Genomic DNA, 18546 nt, shown 5'->3' on the forward strand with positions numbered 1-18546 from the left:
ATGCACGGTCCCGCACCGAGGACGCGGCCGGCTGTCCGGATCGCGCCGGGGGTGTGCCCCCGCGGCACATCGCGATCATCATGGACGGCAACCGCCGTTGGGCGGAGGCGCGCGGCCTGCCGGTGCCGCTCGGCCATAAGGCCGGCGCCGACGCCGCCCGCCGCACCACCGAGGCCTGCGTCAAGGAAGGCGTCGGCTGGCTGACGCTCTTCGCCTTCTCCTCGGAGAATTGGTTGCGGCCGATCGAGGAGGTGCGGGCGCTGACCGGTCTGCTGCGCCTCTACCTGCGCTCCGAGGTTGCGACCCTGGCCAAGGAAGGGGTTCGGCTGCGGGTCATCGGTGATCGCGCCCGTTTCGGCGAGGATACCATGCGGGAGATCGCCCGCGCCGAGCAGGCGACCGCCGGCGGCACCAGGCTGAACCTGACCGTGGCGCTGTCCTACGGGGCGCGGGCGGAGATCCTGTCGGCGGCGCGCGCCGCGGCGGAGGCGGCGCGGGCCGGGACGCTCGATCCCGCCACCCTGGACGAGGCTGCCTTCGCCGGCCGGCTCTTCACCAGCGGCATGCCCGATCCCGATCTGATCATCCGCACCTCGGGCGAGCAGCGGCTGTCGAACTTCCTGCTCTGGCAGGCCGCCTACGCCGAGTTCGTCTTCCAGGACGTGCTCTGGCCCGATTACAGCGCCGCGCATCTGGCGCAGGCAATCCAGGATTACGGCCGGCGGGAGCGGCGCTACGGTGCCCGGACCGGCTAGCCTCCCCTCCGGTGCGGCCCTGGCCTCGCGCTGGCCGGATCTGCGCAAGCGGGCGCTCTCGGCGGCGCTGCTGGTGCCGGCGGCGGTGCTCTGCATCTGGTTGGGCGCCGAGGCCTGGACCGCGCTGATGGCGGCCGCGGTCGCCGTGCTGGCCTGGGAATGGGTGCGGCTCTGCGGCTTCTCCACCCGCCGGCTGCCGGGCATGGCGGTCCCGCTGCTGGTGCTGGCCGCCGGCACCCTGGCGGTGGGCGATGCCTGGTGGCCGGCGATCCTCCTGCTTGGCCTCGGTGCCGTCGCGGTATGGGGGCTGGCCCGCCCGCCATTGCTGCGCCAGGCGGTGCCGGGCTTCTGGCTGGGCTTCGGCGTGGTCTACATCGGCTTGGCCGGGCTGGCGCTGATCCATCTGCGCGGCGATGCCGGGGCCGGGCTGCGCAACGTGCTGTTCCTGTTCCTGGTGGTCTGGTCCAGCGACATCGGCGCCTATCTCGCCGGGCGGCGGTTCGGCGGGCCGAAGCTTGCGGTGAGGATCTCGCCCAACAAGACCTGGTCAGGGGCGGCCGGCGGGCTGCTCTCCGCCGTGGCGGTCGGGCTGGCGGCGGCGTATGTGATGGAGCCCGCCGGATCGGCGCCGCCCCTGGCCGGGGTGGTGCTGGTCGCGGTGGTGCTCGGGCTTCTGGCGCAGGCGGGCGACTTGTTTGAAAGCTGGATCAAGCGGCGCTTCCACGTGAAGGACACCTCCGCGCTCATTCCCGGTCATGGCGGGTTGCTTGACCGGCTGGACGGGGTGCTCTCGGCAGCGCCGGCGGCGGCATTGCTCGGCGTGTTGCTCGGACCTGGGGAATCATTATGGAAGTGATGCAGGCCGACGCACGCCCCGAGGGGCCCTCCTGGACCCCGGCGCCCGCTGCTGGCCGGCCACGCCGGCTGACCATCCTCGGCAGCACCGGCTCGGTCGGCCGCAGCACCCTGGCGCTGGTCGAGGCCGCTGCCCCCGGCACCTTCGCGATCGAGGCGCTGGTCGCCGGCCGCGACGTGGCGGCGCTCGCTGCCCAGGCCAAGGCCTTCCGCGCCCGCCTCGCCGTGGTCGCCGACCCGGCGGCGCATGCCGCGCTGCGGGAGGCGCTCGCCGGCACCGGGATCGAGACCGCCGCGGGCCCCGAGGCGGTGATCGAGGCCGCCGCCCGCCCGGCCGACTGGACCATGGCGGCGATCGTCGGCGCTGCCGGGCTGCGCTCCACCCTGGCGGCCCTGCATCGCGGCGGCACCGTCGCCATTGCCAACAAGGAAAGCCTGGTCTGCGCCGGGGAAATCGTGCTGGCCGCCGCCGCCCGCTCCGGCGCCCTGCTGCTGCCGGTGGACAGCGAGCACAACGCCATCTTCCAGGCGCTCGACGCCCGCGACCCGGCGGCGATTGAGAAGATCGTGCTGACCGCCTCGGGTGGGCCGTTCCGCACCGCCGACTGGGCCACCATGCGGGCGGCGACGCCGGAGCAGGCGGTGCGCCATCCGGTGTGGTCGATGGGCGCCAAGATCAGCGTCGATTCGGCCACCATGATGAACAAGGGTCTCGAGCTGATCGAGGCGGCCCGGCTGTTCCCGGTACCCGAGGCGCGGATCGAGGTGCTGATCCACCCGCAATCCACCGTCCACGGCCTGGTGCAGTACACCGACGGCTCGGTGCTGGCGCAGCTCGGCACGCCGGACATGCGCACCCCGATCGCCCATTGCCTGGCTTGGCCAGCGCGGATGGCGGTGACCTTGCCGCGCCTCGACCTCGCCACGCTCGGCCGGCTGGAATTCTCGGCGCCCGATCCGGTGCGCTTCCCGGCCCTGCGGCTCTGCCGGGCGGCACTACAGGCGGGTGGCGGCGCGCCGGCGGTGCTCAGCGCGGCGAATGAGGTCGCGGTGGCCCTGTTCCTCGGCCGCCGGCTCGGCTTCCTTGAGATTGCCGCGGTGGTCGACGAGACCTTGCAGCGCCTCGGCAGCCCCGCGGTGGAAGGGCTGGAAGCGGTGCTGGCGCTGGATGATGTGGCGCGGGTCGAAGCCAGGCGGATCGCCGCCCGCCGGGCTGCAGCCTAAGGCCGTAGCCGGCGCCGCCCGCGCCGGCAGGCGGGGCTCGGCGCGCGGTGTCGCGCGCATCGGCTTGTCTGGGTGAGCGGACGACGCCACCTGTAAGGTCCGGCACAGGCCGCCCGTGCCTCGCAGCGCATTCGGCCGGCGAAACCGATGATCCCGGCCTGAGCGGCCGTTGTTGAGGAGAGAACCTTGGAGCTGTTCGGGACGCTGTGGAACCTGCTGCCGGCCCTGCCGCGCACGCTGCTTGCCTTCGCGGTCGTGCTCGGCGTGCTGGTGTTCATCCATGAGCTTGGCCACTACCTCGCGGCCCGTTGGCGCGGCGTGCATGTCGATGCCTTCGCGATCGGTTTCGGCCGGTCGGTCTGGCACACGACCGACCGCCGCGGCACCGAATGGCGGATTGGCTGGATTCCGCTCGGCGGCTACGTGAAGCTGCATGGGCAGGAGACGCCGGCGGATGCGACGCCGGAGCAGCGCGCCGCCTGGCGTCCGGGCCAGACCTTCCATGAGAAGCCGGTCGGCAGTCGGGCCATTGTGGTGGTGGCCGGGCCGGTGGCGAATTTCCTGCTGGCGATCCTGCTGTTCGCCGGGCTCTACGCCACCATCGGCCAGCCGGTGAACGATGCGCGGGAGGCGACGGTGATCAGCCGCGTCAATCCGGACTCCGCCGCGGCACGGGCCGGGCTGGAGCCTGGTGACCGCATCCTGGCGCTGGACGCAGCGCCGGTCAGCCGCTTCGAGGAGGTGCAGCGCCACATCCAGCCACGCGCCGGCCAGCCGGTGGAACTGCGGCTGGAACGCGACGGCGCCGAGATCACGCTCCGCGCCGTGCCGGAGCCCGGACCGAGCGGCAATGGCATGCTCGGCATCCTCGGCGGCGGCACCCGGTTCGAGCGGCTCGGCCTGGGCGCTGCGCTGGTCGCCGGGGCGGAGCAGACTGCGAGCATCACCTGGCAGACATTGGTCGGAGTCGGTGAGATGCTGGTCGGGCAGCGCAGCGCCAAGGAGCTGGGCGGGCCGATTCGCATTGCCGAAGTGTCAGGCGAGGCCGCTTCGCTTGGCATCGTGCCGCTGGTCAACCTTATGGCGCTGCTGTCCGTCAGCCTTGGCCTGCTGAATCTTTTCCCCATCCCGCTGCTGGATGGCGGGCATCTGGTGTTCTATGCGGCTGAGGCGATCCGTGGTCGGCCGCTGCCGCCAAAGGCGCAGGAATATGGCTTCCGGGCTGGCTTCGCTTTGCTGGTGACGCTGTTCCTCTTCGCGTCCTGGAACGACATCGCGCATGGCGCGATCGGCAAGTGGGTGGCCGGGCTGGTCGGCTGAGACCAGTGGCAGGCTTGTCGCACTGCCGCCTGCTGCGGTGCACCGAGCAGTGCGGGGGTGGCGGCGCGGGGGGGGTGCGGCTATTCTCCGCGCCGCCCGCGATACGCAGAAGGCCACGGCATCCCTTGTCTCCCTCCTCTCGAGTCCTGCTGCTTGCCGTCGCCTGCCTGGCGCCGGGCCTGCTCCCCTCCACCGCCGAGGCTCAGCCTCGGCCGCGCACACCACCGCGCGCCACCGCGCCGGCAGCGCCCGCCGGGGTGGTCACCGCCATCGAGGTGCGGGGCAACCAGCGAATCGAGGCGGAGACCGTCCGGTCCTACATGGTGCTGCAGCCAGGGGACGCCTATGATCCGGACCGGCTCGACCGCAGCCTGAAGGCGCTGTTCGCAACCGGGCTGTTCCGCGACGTGCAGATGCGCCGCGACGGCGGCACCATCCTCGTCGAGGTCGCCGAGAACCCGATCGTCAACCGTGTGGCCTTCGAGGGCAACCGGAAGATCTCCGACGACGTGCTGCGCGGCGAGGTACAGATGCGCGGCCGGGCGGTGTTCACCACCCAGGCAGTGCAATCCGACCGACAGCGGATCCAGGAGCTCTATGCCCGACGCGGCCGCTTCGCCGCGGCGGTCGAGCCGAAGATCATCCAGCTCGACCAGAATCGCGTCGACGTGGTGTACGAGATCCAGGAAGGCGAGGCGGCGCTGATCGCTCGTATCAACTTCGTCGGCAACAGCGCCTATGGCGACAGCCGGCTGAAGGAAGTGGTGGCCACCAAGGAGCAGGCCTGGTACCGGATCTTCTCCTCCTCCGACCAGTTCGACCCGGAACGCCTGTCCTTCGACCGCGAGCTGCTGCGCCGCTTCTATCTGCGCAACGGCTATGCCGATGTGCAGGTGACCAATGCCACCGCCGAACTGGCGCCCGACCGCACCGGCTTCTTCGTCACCTACACCATCGACGAGGGCGCCCGGTACCGCATCGGCGCGGTGAACCTCGTCTCCAACCTGCGCAACCTCGATGCCGAGGCGATGCGCGGGCTGGTGCAGGTCGAGGAGGGCGACTGGTACGATGGCGATCTGGTGGAGCGGGCGGCGCAGGCGTTGCAGGACGCCGCCAACCTGCGCGGCTTCCCCTTCGTCGACGTGCAGCCGCGGATCCAGCGTAATCGCGAGGACAGGCGCGTCGACCTGACCTTCGAGATCAACGAGGCGCCGCGGGTCTTCGTCGAGCGCATTGAGATCAACGGCAACACCCGCACCCAGGACCGCGTCATCCGCCGCGAATTCCGCCTGGCCGAGGGCGATGCCTTCAACGCCGCGCAGATCCGCCGCAGCCGGCAGCGGCTGCGCGACATCGGCTATTTCTCCGATGTCCAGATCGCCTCCGCGCCGGGCTCGGCGCCCGACCGCGCGGTGCTCAACACCCAGGTGGTGGAGCGGGCGACCGGCGAGGTCTCGCTCGGCGGCGGCTACTCGACGGATGCCGGCATGCTGGCCGACGTCGGCCTGCGCGAGCGCAACCTGCTCGGCACCGGCATCGATGCCCGCATCAACGGCACGCTGGCGCAGCGCCGCAGCCAGCTCGATTTCTCGGTAACCGACCCCTACTTCCTCGATCGCAACCTGGCCGCTGGCCTCGACATCTTCTACCTGCAGCGGAACCTGCTCAGCATTGCCTCCTATCGGGAGCGGCGGGCAGGATTCGCCGTCCGCGCCGGCTACGCCTTCAACGAGCGTCTGCGGCAGACCTGGGCCTATACCCTCACCAACCGTGAGATCTACGATATTTCGACCAGTGCCTCGAGGTTCATCACCGAACAGCAGGGCACCACGCTGCTGTCGCAGCTCGGCCAGACCCTGACCTACGACTTCCGCGACTCCATCATCGATCCGCGGCGCGGCGGCGTGCTGCGGCTCGGCACCGATTTCGCCGGCCTCGGTGGCGATGTCGCCTATCTGCGGGTGCGCCTCGATGGCAGCTACTTCATTCCCTTCGAGCAGATGCTCGGCGACCCGGATTACGTCCTCTCGCTGTCGGGCAGCGTCGGCTACCTTGAATCGCTGTTCAACAAGACGGACCGGGTGATCGACCGCTTCTTCCTGGGTGGCGAGAACCTGCGCGGCTTCCGCATCGCCGGCGCCGGGCCGCGCGACATCAACACCTCGGACAGCCTGGGCGGCCGGTTTCTCTGGACCCAGAGCACGGAAATGCGCTTCCCGCTGCCGTTGCCGGCCGAGCTTGGCCTGATCGGCCGCGCCTTCGTCGATGTCGGCGCGCTGTCGCAATCGTCCTCGGGCCCCGAGGTGCGGGACGACGGTGCGCCGCGAGTCGGTGCCGGTGTCGGCATCTCCTGGCGCAGCCCCTTCGGCCTGATCAACATCGACATGGCCCAGGCGGTCGTGAAGAAGTCCTATGACGAGACGCAGTTCTTCCGCTTCGGCTTCGGCACCCGCTTCTGACCTTCGGGATTCCCTTGCATATGCCAGTCTTCCGCCAAGCGCGCCGTTCGGCCCTCGCTGCTTCCACCATCCTGATGGGAGCGTTCGCCGCGGTGCCGGCCGGGGCGCAGCAGGGGCAGAGCCCCGAATGGTTCGTGCCGAACCAGGGCCAGGGCCGCGCGCCGGCCCAGGCCCAGCCGTCCCGGCCGCAGCAGCGCCCGCCACAGCAACAGCAGCGCCCCGCCACCGAGGCGCCGGCGCCGTTGCCGCCGGGCCAGAAGCCGCCTGAGGCGGTCATCGGCATCGTCGACGTGCCGGAGATCCAGCGCGTCTCCACCGCCTTCAACCAGGTGCGCGAGGAGATCGAGAAGCGGCGCGAGAAGCTGAACGCCGACCTGCAGCGGGAGCAGGCGCGCTGGCGCGAGGAGCAGACCGGCCTCGCCAACCAGCGCGCCAGCCTGCCGCCCGACCAGCTCCGCCAGCGGGAGCGCGACCTGCAGGATCGCATCACCGACAGCCAGCGCATCTTCCGCGAGCGCAGCCGGGCGATCGAGCAGGCGGCGCAGCAGGCGCTGGCCGAGATCGAGCAGGGGCTCGGTTCGGTCATCCGCCAGGTGGCGGCCAGCCGGAAGGTGAATCTGGTGCTGCCGCGGCCGCTGGTGATCTTCAACGACCCGGCCTTCGATCTGACCGAGGAGGTGGCGAGCCAGTTCAATCGGGCGTTGCGCAGCGTCACCCTGGCGCCGGAACAGACTGGCGAGGCGCCTGCCGCAGCCGCTCCCGCCGCGGCGCCTGCCCGGCCGTCGGCGCCCGCCCCGGCCGCGCCCAGGCGCTGAACGGCGCGCTGTGGCCGCGGATTCCCGCTTCTTCGCCTGTACCGGGCCGCAGCGGCTGGCCGATGTCGCCGCCGCCGCGGGCGGCAGCTTCACCGGCGATGGCGAACGCCGCTTCACCGGCGTCGGCCCGCTGCGGAGCGCCGGCCCGGATGAGGTGAGCTTCCTCGACAACCGGCGCTATGCCGCGCAGCTGGCCGAAACCAAGGCCGGCGCGGTGGTGCTGATGGCCGATGTTGCGGCGCAGGTGCCGTCGGGCACCGTCGCCATCGTCACCGCCACCCCCTATCTCGGCTTCGCCCGGGTCGCCGCGCTGTTCCATCCGGCGCCGGTGGCGAGGCCCGGCATCCACCCGACAGCGGTGATCGGCGCCGGTGCCAGAGTCTCGCCGGAGGCCGAGATCGGCCCCTATGCGGTGATCGGCGATGGGGCCGAGATCGGCGCCGGCTGCATCATCGGCCCGCATGCCGTGGTCGGCCCCGGCGTGGTGCTCGGCCCGCGCTGCCGGCTGCATGCCCATGCCAGCGTCAGCCATGCCATGCTCGGTGCCGGGGTGGTGCTGCACCCGGGGGCGCGGGTGGGGCAGGAAGGTTTCGGCTTCGCGCCAACCCCAACCGGTGATTTCGAGACCATGCCGCAACTCGGCCGCGTGTTGCTGGGCGATAGGGTCGAGGTCGGCGCCAACAGCTGCATCGATCGCGGCAGCCAGGGCGATACCGTATTCGGCCGGGGCAGCCGGCTCGACAATCTGGTCCAGATCGGGCACAACGTGCGCGCTGGCCGGGGCTGCATTGTGGTCGGGCAGGCAGGCATCTCCGGTTCCGCCGTCCTGGGCGATTACGTCCAGATGGGGGCACAGGCGGGTATCGCCGGGCATCTGCAGATCGGCGCCGGGGCGCGGATCGGGGCCCAGGCCGGCGTCATGAACGATGTCCCCGCGAAGACCGACGTCATCGGCAGCCCAGCCTGGCCAGTGCGGGAGTTTTGGCGCGCTATCGCCGGCCTGCGCCGGCTCGGCGGAAAGCAAGGAAAGACCGGCTAGATGGATTCGCATGAGGCGGGCGGAACCGCCGCTTCGGGTAGCGTGGAGGCCTTCGACATCGCGCAGATCATGCGCGCCATCCCGCACCGTTTCCCTTTCCTGCTGGTCGACCGCATTGTCGATGTGGTGAAGAACGTCTCCGCCGTCGGCATCAAGAACGTCTCGATCAACGAGAACTACTTCCAGGGCCATTTCCCCGAGCATCCGGTGATGCCGGGCGTGCTGATCATCGAGAGCATGGCGCAGACCGCCGCGGTGCTGGTGGTCGAGACGCTGGGGCCGGAAGCGCGCGGCAAGCTGGTCTATTTCATGACCGTCGAGAACGCGAAATTCCGCAAGCCGGTGGTGCCCGGCGACCAGATGCGCGTGCATGTCGTCAAGGAACGCCAGCGCGGCAATATCTGGAAATTCCACGCCGAGGCCAAGGTGGACGGCAAGGTGGTGGCCGAAGCCGGCTATGCCGCGATGATCCTCGACCGTTGAGAGTGCGTGACCGCATGCCCGACCACCATGCTTGCCCTGCCGCAAGGCTGTCCTCCGCCGCGCAGGCGATGAGGGCGTGACCGCGATCCACCCCAGCGCCCAGATCGCCGAGGGTGCCAGCATCGGCGCCGGTGTCCGCATTGGCCCATTCTGCGCCATTGGCCCGGAGGCGGTGATCGAGGACGGCGCCGAGCTGGTTTCCCACGTCGTGGTCGATGGCGCGACGCGGATCGGTGCCGGGGCGAAGGTGCTGCCCTTCGCCAGCATCGGCACCCCGCCGCAGGACACCAAGTACAAGGGCGAGCCGACCCGCTGCGAACTCGGCGCCCGCAGCCTGGTGCGGGAAGGCGTCACCATCCACCGCGCCTCGGTCGGCGGCGGCGGCGTCACCCGCGTCGGCGCCGGCTGCATGCTGATGGCGCAGGCGCATGTGGCGCATGATTGCATCCTTGGCGATGGTGTCATCCTCGCCAACAACGTCATGCTCGGCGGCCATGTGCATGTCGGCGATGGCGCCTTCCTCGGCGGCGGCGCGGCGGTGCACCAGACCGTGCGCATTGGCCGGCTGGCGATGGTCAGCGGCCTCGCCGGGGTGACCAACGATATCCCCCCCTTCGGCTATGTTTTCGGCCTGCCGGCCCGCCTCGTCGGCTTCAACAAGGTCGGGCTGCTGCGGCGCGGCGCCTCGCGCGACCAGCTGCGGACCCTGCGCCTGGCCAATGCGCTGCTGTTCAAGGACCCCGGCGAGTTTGCCGCCAGGCTGCAGCAGGCAGCCGAGCGCTGGCCGGATGAGCCGCTGGTGCAGGAGATCATCGCCTTCATCCGCGACCCGGACCGCCGCCGCCAGTTGGTGCGCCCTGGCCGTATGACCGCGCCCGAGCTTGGCGGGGTCGATGAGGAGAACGGGGAGGGGCAGTGAGCCCGGCCGCCGGCCCGCTGGGGCTGATCGCCGGCGGCGGCCAGATGCCGCTGCGGGTCATTGCCGCGGCACGTGCGGCTGGCCGCGAGGTCTTCGCCGTGGTGGTCGAAGGCTGGGGTGACCCGGAGGATTTCCGCCATGTGCCGCATGTGGTGGTGCGGGTCGGCGCCGGCGGCTACGCCATCGAACAATTCCGGGCGCATGGCGTCCGCCAGGTCGTCATGTGCGGCCGGGCGCAGCGGCCTTCCCTGCTGGCGGTGCGGCCGGATGCAGGCATGGCGAAGATGCTGCTGCGGATCGGCAAGGCCGCCTTCCAGGGCGATGACGGGCTGCTGAAGGCTGCGGTCCGGGTGCTGGAAGAGGATGGCTTCGAGGTTCTGCCCTCTCAGGCCATCGTGCGCGATGCCTTGCCGGAGCCTGGGCTGCTCAGCGCCGCCGCGCCGGATGCGCGGGCGCGCGAGGATATCCGCCGGGGGATCGCGGTGGTGCGGGCGCTCGGCATGGTCGATGTCGGGCAATGCGCGGTGGTGCAGCAGGGGCTGGTGCTCGGCGTCGAGGCGATCGAGGGCACCGATGCGCTGCTGGCACGTTGCGCCGGGCTGCGCCGGGACACCCCGGATGGGCAGCGCGATGGGGTGCTGGTGAAGCTGGTGAAGCCGGGGCAGGATCGCCGGGTGGACCTGCCGACGATCGGCCCGGTGACGGTGGCGGGCGCCGCCGCGGCCGGGCTCGCCGGCATTGCCATCGAGGCCGGGGGTACCATCGTGGTGGACCGCCCGGCCACAGTCGCCGCGGCGGATGCGGCGGGGCTTTTCCTGATCGCCCTCCGCCCCGAGGAACTCACGCCAACGGAGACGAATCCATGAGCAAATTCCTCCACACCATGATCCGGGTCGGCAATCTCGACCGCAGCGTGAAATTCTACACCGAGCTGCTGGGGATGAAGGAGCTGCGCCGGCGCGACGTGCCGGACGGCAAGTACACCCTGGCCTTCCTTGGCTATGGCGAGGGCAACGCCGAGGGCCAGGGCGAGATCGAGCTCACTTATAATTACGGCGTCGAGACATACGAGCAGGGCAGTGCCTTCGGCCATCTGGCGCTCGGCGTGCCGGATGTGGCGGCGACCTGTGAGAAGGTGCGCAGCGGCGGCGGCAAGGTGACGCGAGAGGCCGGGCCGGTGAAATTCGGCACGACCATCATCGCCTTCGTCGAAGACCCGGATGGCTACAAGATTGAGCTGATCCAGCGCTGAGCAGGGCGGCGGCGGCGGAGCATGCTGCCTGACCCCCTCGGGCTGATCCGCGACGCTGCGGATGGCGCCGAGCGGCTCGGCCGGGTCTTGATCGGCCAGCCGCGCATCCGCCTCGCCGTCACCGGGCTGACGCGGGCTGGCAAGACGGTGTTCCTCACCTCGCTGCTGGCCAATCTGCTGGCGGCGGGGCGTGGGCATCGCACGCTGCCGGCGCTGGAATCGGCCGCCGGTGGGCGGCTGCGGGCGGTACGGCCGGTGCCGGCGGGCATCGAGGGCCTGCCGCGGTTCGACGTCTCCGCGCATCTGGCGGCGCTCGCCGCCGACCCGCCCGCCTGGCCGGCGCGGACCGAGGATCTCTCCACCCTGGCGCTGACCCTGGAGCTGGACCGGGCGGGCATGCTCGGCGGGCTGCTTGGCCGCCGGCTGCTGACCTTGGAACTGCTGGACTATCCGGGCGAATGGCTGCTCGACCTGCCGATGCTGGGGCAGGGCTATGCCGCCTGGTCGGCCGCCGCCCTGGCCCGGCTGCGGCGCGGCGCGGCGGCGGAGGCGGTTGGTGCCTTCCTTGCCTTCGCCGGTGCCCTGCCGCAGGAAGCGCCGGCCGAGGACTCCCTGATCCGCCGTGGCCATGGGCTGTACCGGGCGGCGCTGCTCGCCTGCCGTGACCAGCTTGGCTACCGCTTCCTGCAGCCGGGACGGGTGCTGAACCCCGGGCCGCGCGGGGAGACGCCGGTGTTCTGGTTCTTCCCGCTACCCCATCCTGTGCGCGGCGACCTCGCGGCGCTGATGGCCCGTCGCCACGCCGCCTATGTCGAGGCGCAGCGGGTGGAGTTCTTCGAGCCCTTCTTCCGCCGCTTCGACCGCCAGGCGGTGCTGGTCGACGTGCTGGGCGCGCTGCACGCCGGGCCGGCCGCCTTCGCCGATACCGCCGAGGCCATCGCCGCCATCGCCGGCGCGCTGCGCTACGGCGGCGGCTGGCTGGACCGGCTGACCGGCGCTGGCGTCGCCCGCGTCGCCTTCGTCGCCACCAAGGCCGACCATGTGCCGGCCCGGCAGCGGGATGCACTGGCGGCGCTGCTCGGGCATCTGGTGGCGGCACCGCAGGAGCGTGTTGGGACGGCCGGGGTGGCGACCAGCGTCCATACCCTGGCCAGCATCCGCTGCACCGAGGATGCGGTGGCGACGCTGGAGGGGCGGCCGGTTGCGGCGGTGCGCGGCGTACTGCCGGGTGGCCGGGTCGCCAAGGTCTACCCCGGCGAGATTCCGCTGCGGCCCCCGGAACCCGGCTTCTGGGAGCATGGTTTCTTCGAGATGCCGGAATTCCAACCACCCCGGCTCGATCCCGCCGGCGCAGCCGGAGTGCCGCACCTCGGCCTGGATGCGCTGCTGGCGGCGTTGATCGGAGATGTGCTGTGAGCGCGACCCCACCGGAAGGCGGCCCGCGCGGCCCACGGGTGATCCTGGAGGAGCCGGCGCCGTCCACGCCGCGGCTCGACTTCGGCTGGGAGCAGGCGGTGGTGCCGGTGGCGGCGGCACGGCCGCCCGGGCGCTGGTCCGGCCTGGGCCGTGTGGTGGCGGGGGCGGCGCTGCTGGGGCTAGGGCTGGCGGCGCTGGATGCGGCGAATTTCGTCGCCGATCAATTCACCCGTGGTCCCCTGCAGGGCTGGGCGACCCTGGGCGTGGTGGTCGGCGGCTTCGGGCTGCTGGCCGCCGGCGCCTGGACCGAGCTGCGTGGGCTGGCCAGCATCCGTGCGGTGGACCACGCCCGCGCCGCCTTCGCCCGGGGCGAGCTGGAGGCGGCCCGGGCGGAGGCGCTGCGCTGGGCCGGCGGCATCGCCGAGGCGGCGCCGCTGCAACCGGCGCTGCGCGAGGCCGGCTCCGTCGCCGAGTTGCGGGCGCTGCTGGAAGCCGGACCGCTGCGGGCGCTGGAGGCACGTTCGGCGGCGCTCGGCCGGGCGGCGGCGGTGCAGTCCTTCGCGGTGACGGCGATCAGCCCCTCGCCGGGGCTGGATGTGCTGGTCTTCACCTGGCGCGGGGTGCGGCTGGTGCGGCAGGTGGCGGCGCTGCACGGGCTGAGGCCGGGCTTCGCCGGCACCTGGGCGCTGCTGCGGCGGACCCTGGCCGATGCGGCGATGGTGGCGGCAACCGATGTGGCGGTGGATGCGGCGGCGCGGGCGCTGCTGTCCAACCGTCTGCTGGAGCAATTCGCCGGGGATGCGGCGGCCGGCGCCGTGGCGGCGCGGCGGATGCTGCGGCTGGCCAAGGTCGCGGCAGAGGCCTGCCGGATCGTGCCGCCGGATTGAGTGCCGCCAAGATAGGGCTGTCTCGGCGTTGATGCGCCTTCTCCGCGGCCTGCTACAGCTCCACCACCACATACTCCTGCTCGACCGCGACGCTCACCGTCTCGGCGGCGAAGGGGCCCTTGGCCAGGGCCTCCCCCGGCTCGACCGAAACATTGTAGGTGCGCGCCTTGATGTCGTTCGGATCGCACCAGGATTGCCCGGTGCGGATGTCGAATTCCCAGCAGTGCCAGGGGCAGCGCAGCATGGCGCCCGCCTGCGCCAGCCGGTACTCGCCCGGCAGTGGCGCTTCCAGCCGGCTGACCACGGCGCCGGTGCAGAGCGCCGCGCCCTGGTGCGGGCAGCGGTTGACCAGCGCGTAGAAGGCGCCGTCCAGGTTGAACACCCCGATCTCGCGACCGCGGATCGTCACCAGCTTGCGGCCCCCCGGCGGGATCTCCCCCACCGCCGCGACGACGTGCTTCGCCATGCCTAATCCAGCCGATAGAGCGCCTGGGCGTTCTCGCGGTAAATCATCCGCGCCCAATCCTCCGGCAGCTTCACCTTGAAGGCGTAGCGCGGGTCGTCCTGGTCCCAGTGCGGGTAGTCGGTGGAGAACATCACCCGCTCCGGGCCGATCCATTCGATGATGGAGAGCATGTCAGCCGGCCGCTCCGGCTCCTCGATTGGCTGGGTCGAGACCCAGAAATGCTCGCGGATGTATTCGGAGGGCGCGCGCTTCAGCTGCGGCACCTCGGCGCGCAGCCGCTTCCAGTGCTTGTCGAGCCGCCAGGCCAGCGCCGGCAGCCAGGCGAAGCCGCCTTCCACCAGCACGACCTTGAGGTCGGGGATCTCCTCGAAGACACCTTCGCAGACCAGGCTGGTGACCAGGGTCTGCATGCTCTGGACGTAGGAGGGGTGCTCCTCATGGTAGAAGGACGGCCAGCCGCCGCCGGTCGAGGCGTGGCCGCTGGTGCCGCCGAGGTGCAGCGAGATCGGGAAGCCGGCCGCCGCCGAGGCCGCGAGGATCTTGCGGTAGCGGTGCCGTCCCAGCGGCTCCAGCCCCCGTGGCGGGATGTTGACCTGGGCGAAGCGGGCGTCCCCGGCGCGCTGCTCGATCTCCGCGAGGGCGCTTTCCTCATGCTCCAGGGTGATCTGGACGGAGGCTTTCAGGCGCGGCTCGGGGTCGCAGAATTTGGCGCATTGCCACTCATTGACCGCCACCGCCATGGCGGCGCCGAACTCGACGTTGCGCTCGGCCGCCGCACCGCCGACCAGCGGTGCCAGCAGCCCGTAGCGGACGTCGAACAGGTCGAGCAATTGCTCCCGCATCAGTTCGAGGTCGGAACCGGGTGGGCTGCCGTCCTTCGGCCAGGCGTCGCCGCGCATGCCATTGCCCGGTGACATCCGGGGATAGAGGGAGGTGCGCGCCAACCCCTGACGGGACCGATGGCCGATGCTGCGGCGGTGCTCCCGCCAGCGCTCCGACAGGAAGGGGTCGAAATCCGCCGGGCTGCGGTAAAAGGGGTGGACGTCGCAGTCGATGAAGCCGAGATGGCTTTGGGCCGGATTATCGATCCGGTGGTCGCGGAGCGTTACGTTCATCGTCGCGTCTCCTGTTGCCGGCCTCGGCTAGGCGGCCAGCCTGGGGTAGGTGGCGAGGGCGTTGTCCACCAGCAGCTTCCGGAGGAGCCCCGGCGGGAAGCCGGCCGGCAGCGGGTCGGCGCCATCGTAATGCCAGTGGGGGTAGTCGGTGGCGAACAAAAGCATCTCATCCGAACCGAATTGCGCGAGCAGGGTTTCAAGCGCACCGGCGTCCGGCGGGGCGTCGAAGGGCTGGGCGGTCAGCCGCACCCTCTCCCGCACGATGTCGCTCGGCATCCGGTCGAGCCAGGGCACTTCGGCCCGCATGCCGCGCCAGGTCTTGTTGATGCGCCAGAGGCTGGCCGGCAGCCAGCTCACGCCGGATTCGATCAGCACCACCCGCAGCGCCGGGAATTTCTGGAAAACGCCCTCCGCCAGCAGGGAGTTCAGCGCCCCGGCGAAGCCCTGGGCGTAGGAGACGTAATCCTCCAGGTAGAAGGATCCCCAGCCGCCCGCGCTCGGCGGGTGGCGGAAGCTGGAGCCGGCATGGATGCCGACCGGCAGCCCGTGCTTCTCGGCGGCGCGGTAGATTGGCCAGTTCTGCCGCCGGCCAAGCGGCAGCTCGGTCATCGCCAGCAGCAGCACCTGGACGAAGCGCCGGTCAGGCGCCATGCGCTCGATCTCCTCGGCCGCCAGATCCGGGCTGTGCACCGGCACCACGATGGAGGCGCGCAGCCGCGGGTCGCGGTCGAGCCATTCGGCGGCAAGCCAGTTGTTGATGGCGCGGCAGAGCGCGGCGGAGAGATCCTCGCTCATCATCATCTGTGCGCCATGGATGACATTGCAGATGGCCGCACGCGGTTGCAGCGGGTCGAGGATATGCGCCCGCATCTCGGCGAGGCTGGAGCCCGGCAGGCCGCTTGCCGGCTGCCAGTCGGGCCGGGCGTTGATCGGTGCGGCGACGGGGAAGGCGCTGGCTTCCAGATTGTCGCGTTCCAGGCCGCGGCGCAGGATGTGCTCACGCCAATAGGGCTCGAGGTGCGGCAGCAGGGCGCGGATGCTGGGCACCGCCGCATGGATGTCGCAATCGATCGCCCCGGCTGGAATCACCGCGCCGCCTCCCGTCGCGGCGGCCTGCGCCGCCGCTTTGGCATGCACCGTCTCACCAAAAAGGCGTCCGGCGCAAGATGCTTGGCCGGCGAGGGTGGATGGAACCGTCCCGCCCGGACATGATGCGGCGCAGCCCTGCGCGCAGCAGGGGCTCAGGAGGAGACGCCATGAAGATCGGATATATCGGCCTCGGCAACATGGGCGGCCCGATGTGCCGCAACCTGATCAAGGGGGTGAACCACCAGGTGGTGGTGCATGACCTGAACGCCGAGGCGGTTGCCACCTGCGTTGCCGTGGGCGGCACCGCGGCCAGCAGCCTCGCCGCGCTGGCCGCCGAGAGCGACGTGATCTTCACCTCCCTGCCGACGCCCCGGCATGTCGAGGCGGTGGTGCTGGGAGAGGGCGGCATCGCCGCCCATGCGAAGCCCGGCACGGTCTTCATCGACCTCAGCACCAATGCGCCGGCGATGGTCAAGCGCCTCGCGGCCGAGCTCGCCACCCGCGGCATCGCCATGCTGGACAGCCCGGTGACCGGCGGCGTGCCGCGCGCCGAGGCCGGCACCATCGTTGTCATGGCCGGCGGCAACGAGGCGGTGTTCGAGGCCAATCGCGCGCTGCTTGCCGCCTTCAGCGGCACGGTGGTGCATGTCGGGCCGATCGGCAGCGCCTCGGTGGCGAAGCTCATCAACAACATGCTCGCCTTCTGCAACGCCGCCGCGGCGATGGAGGGGATGACCATGGGGGCGATGGCGGGCATCGACATGAAGAAGCTGTTCGGCATCATCACCAACGGCTCGGGCGACAGCGCGGCGATCCGCAGCCTCGGCAACCGCGCCCTGGTCGGGAAGTTCGAGGCCAGCTTCGCCCTCGACCTGGCCTACAAGGACCTCGGCCTCGCGGTCGAGCTGGCGACCGAGCACGGGGTGCCGGGGATGATCGCGCCGCAGGTTCTCAACCTGATGCGCATGGCGCGCGGCCTCGGCCTCGGCGGCGAGGACAGCTCCGCCTCGCTCAAGGTGTACGAGAAGGTGATGGGCCGCGAAGTGCGGCTCTGAGGGCAGCGGCCCTGGACCCGGCAGGTCCAGGGTTTCCCCGGCCGGTTGGCGAACTGGCCCTCGGGCGGGGCCGAGCAGGACAGGGCGGCGCCGTTGACAGCCGGGCCGGGGCGGGCCGCAATGGTGCGGCTGACCGTCCCAGCCGAGGGTGCCGCCAATGGATTGCCCCGCACGTCAAGATGCCGTTGCTGCCGCCCGCGCTCTCGGGCCGGCGATCGCCGCCGCCGCCGACGGCGTGGAGGCGACCCGCCGCATCCCGCCCGCCCTGGCGGAGGCGCTGCACGCGGCCAGGCTGTTCCGCCTGCTGCTGCCGCGCTCGGTCGGTGGCGAGGAAGTCGACCCTGGCACCTATCTTCGGGCCATCGCCGAGGTCGCCCGGCACGATGCCTCGGTCGCCTGGAACGTCTTCGTCGGCAACAGCGCGGCGCTGATAGCCGCTTTCCTGGCCCCGGCGGAGGCGGCGGCGATCTTCGCCGACCCGCGCACCGTGGTGGCCTGGGGGCCGCCGAACGAGGCGGTCGCAGAGGCCGTGCCCGGCGGCTACCGCGTCTCCGGCCGGTTCGACTTCGCCAGCGGCTGCCGATTGGCGAATTGGATGGGGGTGCATTGCCGGGTGCGCGAAAAGGACGGCACGCTGCGGCCGAACCACCTTGGCCGGCCGGCGGTCCGCACCCTGCTGTTCCCGGCGCGGCAGGCGGAGCTGCTGGACACCTGGCAGACCATCGGCCTGCGCGGCACCGCTTCCGACAGTTACACCGTCACCGATGTCTTCGTGCCAGAGGCTTTCAGCACCACCCGTGAGCAGCCGGAGGCGCGGCGCGAGCCAGGGCGGCTCTATGCCTTCACCATGCAGGGGCTCTATGCCGTCGGGGTCGCCGGCGTCGCCCTCGGCGCCGCGCGGGCGATGCTGGATGCCTTCGTGGTGCTGGCCCAGGACAAGACCCCGCGCGGCCTCGGCAAGCTGGCCGAGGACGCGCTGGTCCAGCATGGGCTGGCGCGGGCCGAGGCGCAGCACGGCGCCGCCCGCGCCTGGCTGCTGGAGATCCTGGCGGAGATCATGGCGGGGGCGGGGCCGGAGGGGGCGATCGGCACGGCGGAGCGCGCCCGGGTGCGGCTCGGCTGCGCCCATGCCATCCATGCGGCGGTGGAGGTCGCCGATTGGTGCCACCGCGCCGCCGGGGTGGACGCGATCTTTCCTGGCAGCCCCTTCGAGCGGCGGTTCCGTGACATCCACACCCTGTCGCAGCAGATCCAGTCACGCAGCGCCCATTTCACCGCCGCCGGGCAGGTCATGCTCGGCCGGGCACCGCCGGGGTTCCTGTAACGACATCCCATCGCGGATAAATGATCTTCATGACATGCCCTGACCGAACACAGGCCGGTTCGTTTCTGCCGAT

Annotated in this window: 18 protein-coding genes; 15 read left to right on the plus strand and 3 right to left on the minus strand. The window is 71.3% G+C overall.

What is annotated here, in order from left to right; genetic code table 11:
• Nucleotides 1-80 precede the first annotated feature (80 nt).
• The 13 genes from uppS (at nt 81) to H7965_RS31730 (ending at nt 13424) form a co-directional block, all read left to right on the plus strand.
• Nucleotides 81-755, plus strand: a complete 675-nt coding sequence (uppS, locus tag H7965_RS15960) for a polyprenyl diphosphate synthase (RefSeq protein WP_186771655.1) — start codon at nt 81-83, stop codon at nt 753-755.
• Entirely contained in the window at nt 739-1611 is an 873-nt protein-coding gene (locus H7965_RS15965) for a phosphatidate cytidylyltransferase (protein WP_186771588.1), read from the plus strand. The genes uppS and H7965_RS15965 overlap by 17 nt, the downstream gene beginning before the upstream one ends.
• On the plus strand, nt 1611-2834 hold the full coding sequence (gene dxr / locus H7965_RS15970; protein ID WP_186771589.1) for a 1-deoxy-D-xylulose-5-phosphate reductoisomerase: 1224 nt from the start codon (nt 1611-1613) through the stop codon (nt 2832-2834). The genes H7965_RS15965 and dxr overlap by 1 nt, the downstream gene beginning before the upstream one ends.
• A 186-nt stretch (nt 2835-3020) precedes the next feature.
• A complete protein-coding gene (gene rseP / locus H7965_RS15975; RefSeq protein ID WP_229682638.1) occupies nt 3021-4154 on the plus strand; it encodes an RIP metalloprotease RseP in 1134 nt (377 codons plus the stop codon).
• A 125-nt stretch (nt 4155-4279) separates the two neighbouring features.
• Entirely contained in the window at nt 4280-6613 is a 2334-nt protein-coding gene (bamA, locus tag H7965_RS15980) for an outer membrane protein assembly factor BamA (protein ID WP_186771590.1), read from the plus strand.
• Nucleotides 6614-6633: 20 nt separating this feature from the next.
• On the plus strand, nt 6634-7428 hold the full coding sequence (locus tag H7965_RS15985) for an OmpH family outer membrane protein (protein ID WP_186771591.1): 795 nt from the start codon (nt 6634-6636) through the stop codon (nt 7426-7428).
• A gap of 10 nt (nt 7429-7438) precedes the next feature.
• Nucleotides 7439-8467, plus strand: a complete 1029-nt coding sequence (gene lpxD / locus H7965_RS15990) for a UDP-3-O-(3-hydroxymyristoyl)glucosamine N-acyltransferase (RefSeq protein ID WP_186771592.1) — start codon at nt 7439-7441, stop codon at nt 8465-8467.
• Nucleotides 8468-8950, plus strand: coding sequence for a 3-hydroxyacyl-ACP dehydratase FabZ (fabZ, locus tag H7965_RS15995; RefSeq protein WP_186771593.1), 483 nt, complete (start codon nt 8468-8470; stop codon nt 8948-8950).
• A gap of 76 nt (nt 8951-9026) precedes the next feature.
• Nucleotides 9027-9869: an acyl-ACP--UDP-N-acetylglucosamine O-acyltransferase gene (gene lpxA, locus H7965_RS16000; RefSeq protein WP_186771594.1), complete on the plus strand. Its 843-nt coding sequence runs from the start codon at nt 9027-9029 to the stop codon at nt 9867-9869.
• Nucleotides 9866-10735 (plus strand): LpxI family protein, encoded by an 870-nt coding sequence (locus H7965_RS16005; protein WP_186771595.1) that lies wholly within the window; start codon nt 9866-9868, stop codon nt 10733-10735. The genes lpxA and H7965_RS16005 overlap by 4 nt, the downstream gene beginning before the upstream one ends.
• Nucleotides 10732-11121, plus strand: coding sequence for a lactoylglutathione lyase (gene gloA, locus H7965_RS16010; protein WP_186771596.1), 390 nt, complete (start codon nt 10732-10734; stop codon nt 11119-11121). The genes H7965_RS16005 and gloA overlap by 4 nt, the downstream gene beginning before the upstream one ends.
• A 21-nt stretch (nt 11122-11142) precedes the next feature.
• Nucleotides 11143-12537, plus strand: coding sequence for a YcjX family protein (locus H7965_RS16015; protein WP_186771597.1), 1395 nt, complete (start codon nt 11143-11145; stop codon nt 12535-12537).
• Nucleotides 12534-13424, plus strand: coding sequence for a DUF697 domain-containing protein (locus H7965_RS31730; protein WP_186771598.1), 891 nt, complete (start codon nt 12534-12536; stop codon nt 13422-13424). Before H7965_RS16015 ends, H7965_RS31730 begins: the two co-directional genes overlap by 4 nt.
• Before the next feature lie 52 nt (nt 13425-13476).
• On the opposite strand, the gene H7965_RS16025 is transcribed toward H7965_RS31730, so the two are convergent.
• From H7965_RS16025 to H7965_RS16035, 3 genes are read right to left on the minus strand one after another with little or no spacing between them, the layout of a single operon-like run.
• Nucleotides 13477-13890 carry a Rieske (2Fe-2S) protein gene (locus H7965_RS16025; protein WP_186771599.1) on the minus strand — a complete coding sequence of 138 codons (414 nt, stop codon included), beginning with the start codon at nt 13888-13890 and terminating at the stop codon, nt 13477-13479.
• 2 nt (nt 13891-13892) lie between these two features.
• The gene (locus H7965_RS16030; RefSeq protein WP_186771600.1) at nt 13893-15005 is read right to left on the minus strand and encodes an amidohydrolase family protein; all 1113 of its coding nucleotides are present in this window, start codon (nt 15003-15005) and stop codon (nt 13893-13895) included.
• Between the two features lie 27 nt (nt 15006-15032).
• Nucleotides 15033-16094 (minus strand): amidohydrolase family protein, encoded by a 1062-nt coding sequence (locus tag H7965_RS16035; RefSeq protein WP_222440647.1) that lies wholly within the window; start codon nt 16092-16094, stop codon nt 15033-15035.
• A 167-nt stretch (nt 16095-16261) separates the two neighbouring features.
• Here H7965_RS16035 and H7965_RS16040 point away from each other — a divergent pair, with 167 nt between their 5' ends.
• Nucleotides 16262-17149, plus strand: a complete 888-nt coding sequence (locus H7965_RS16040) for an NAD(P)-dependent oxidoreductase (RefSeq protein WP_186771602.1) — start codon at nt 16262-16264, stop codon at nt 17147-17149.
• Nucleotides 17150-17306: 157 nt separating this feature from the next.
• A complete protein-coding gene (locus H7965_RS16045; RefSeq protein WP_186771603.1) occupies nt 17307-18473 on the plus strand; it encodes an acyl-CoA dehydrogenase family protein in 1167 nt (388 codons plus the stop codon).
• Nucleotides 18474-18546: the final 73 nt, after the last annotated feature.

It is taken from the genome of Siccirubricoccus deserti, assembly GCF_014283215.1.
Taxonomy (GTDB): domain Bacteria; phylum Pseudomonadota; class Alphaproteobacteria; order Acetobacterales; family Acetobacteraceae; genus Siccirubricoccus; species Siccirubricoccus deserti.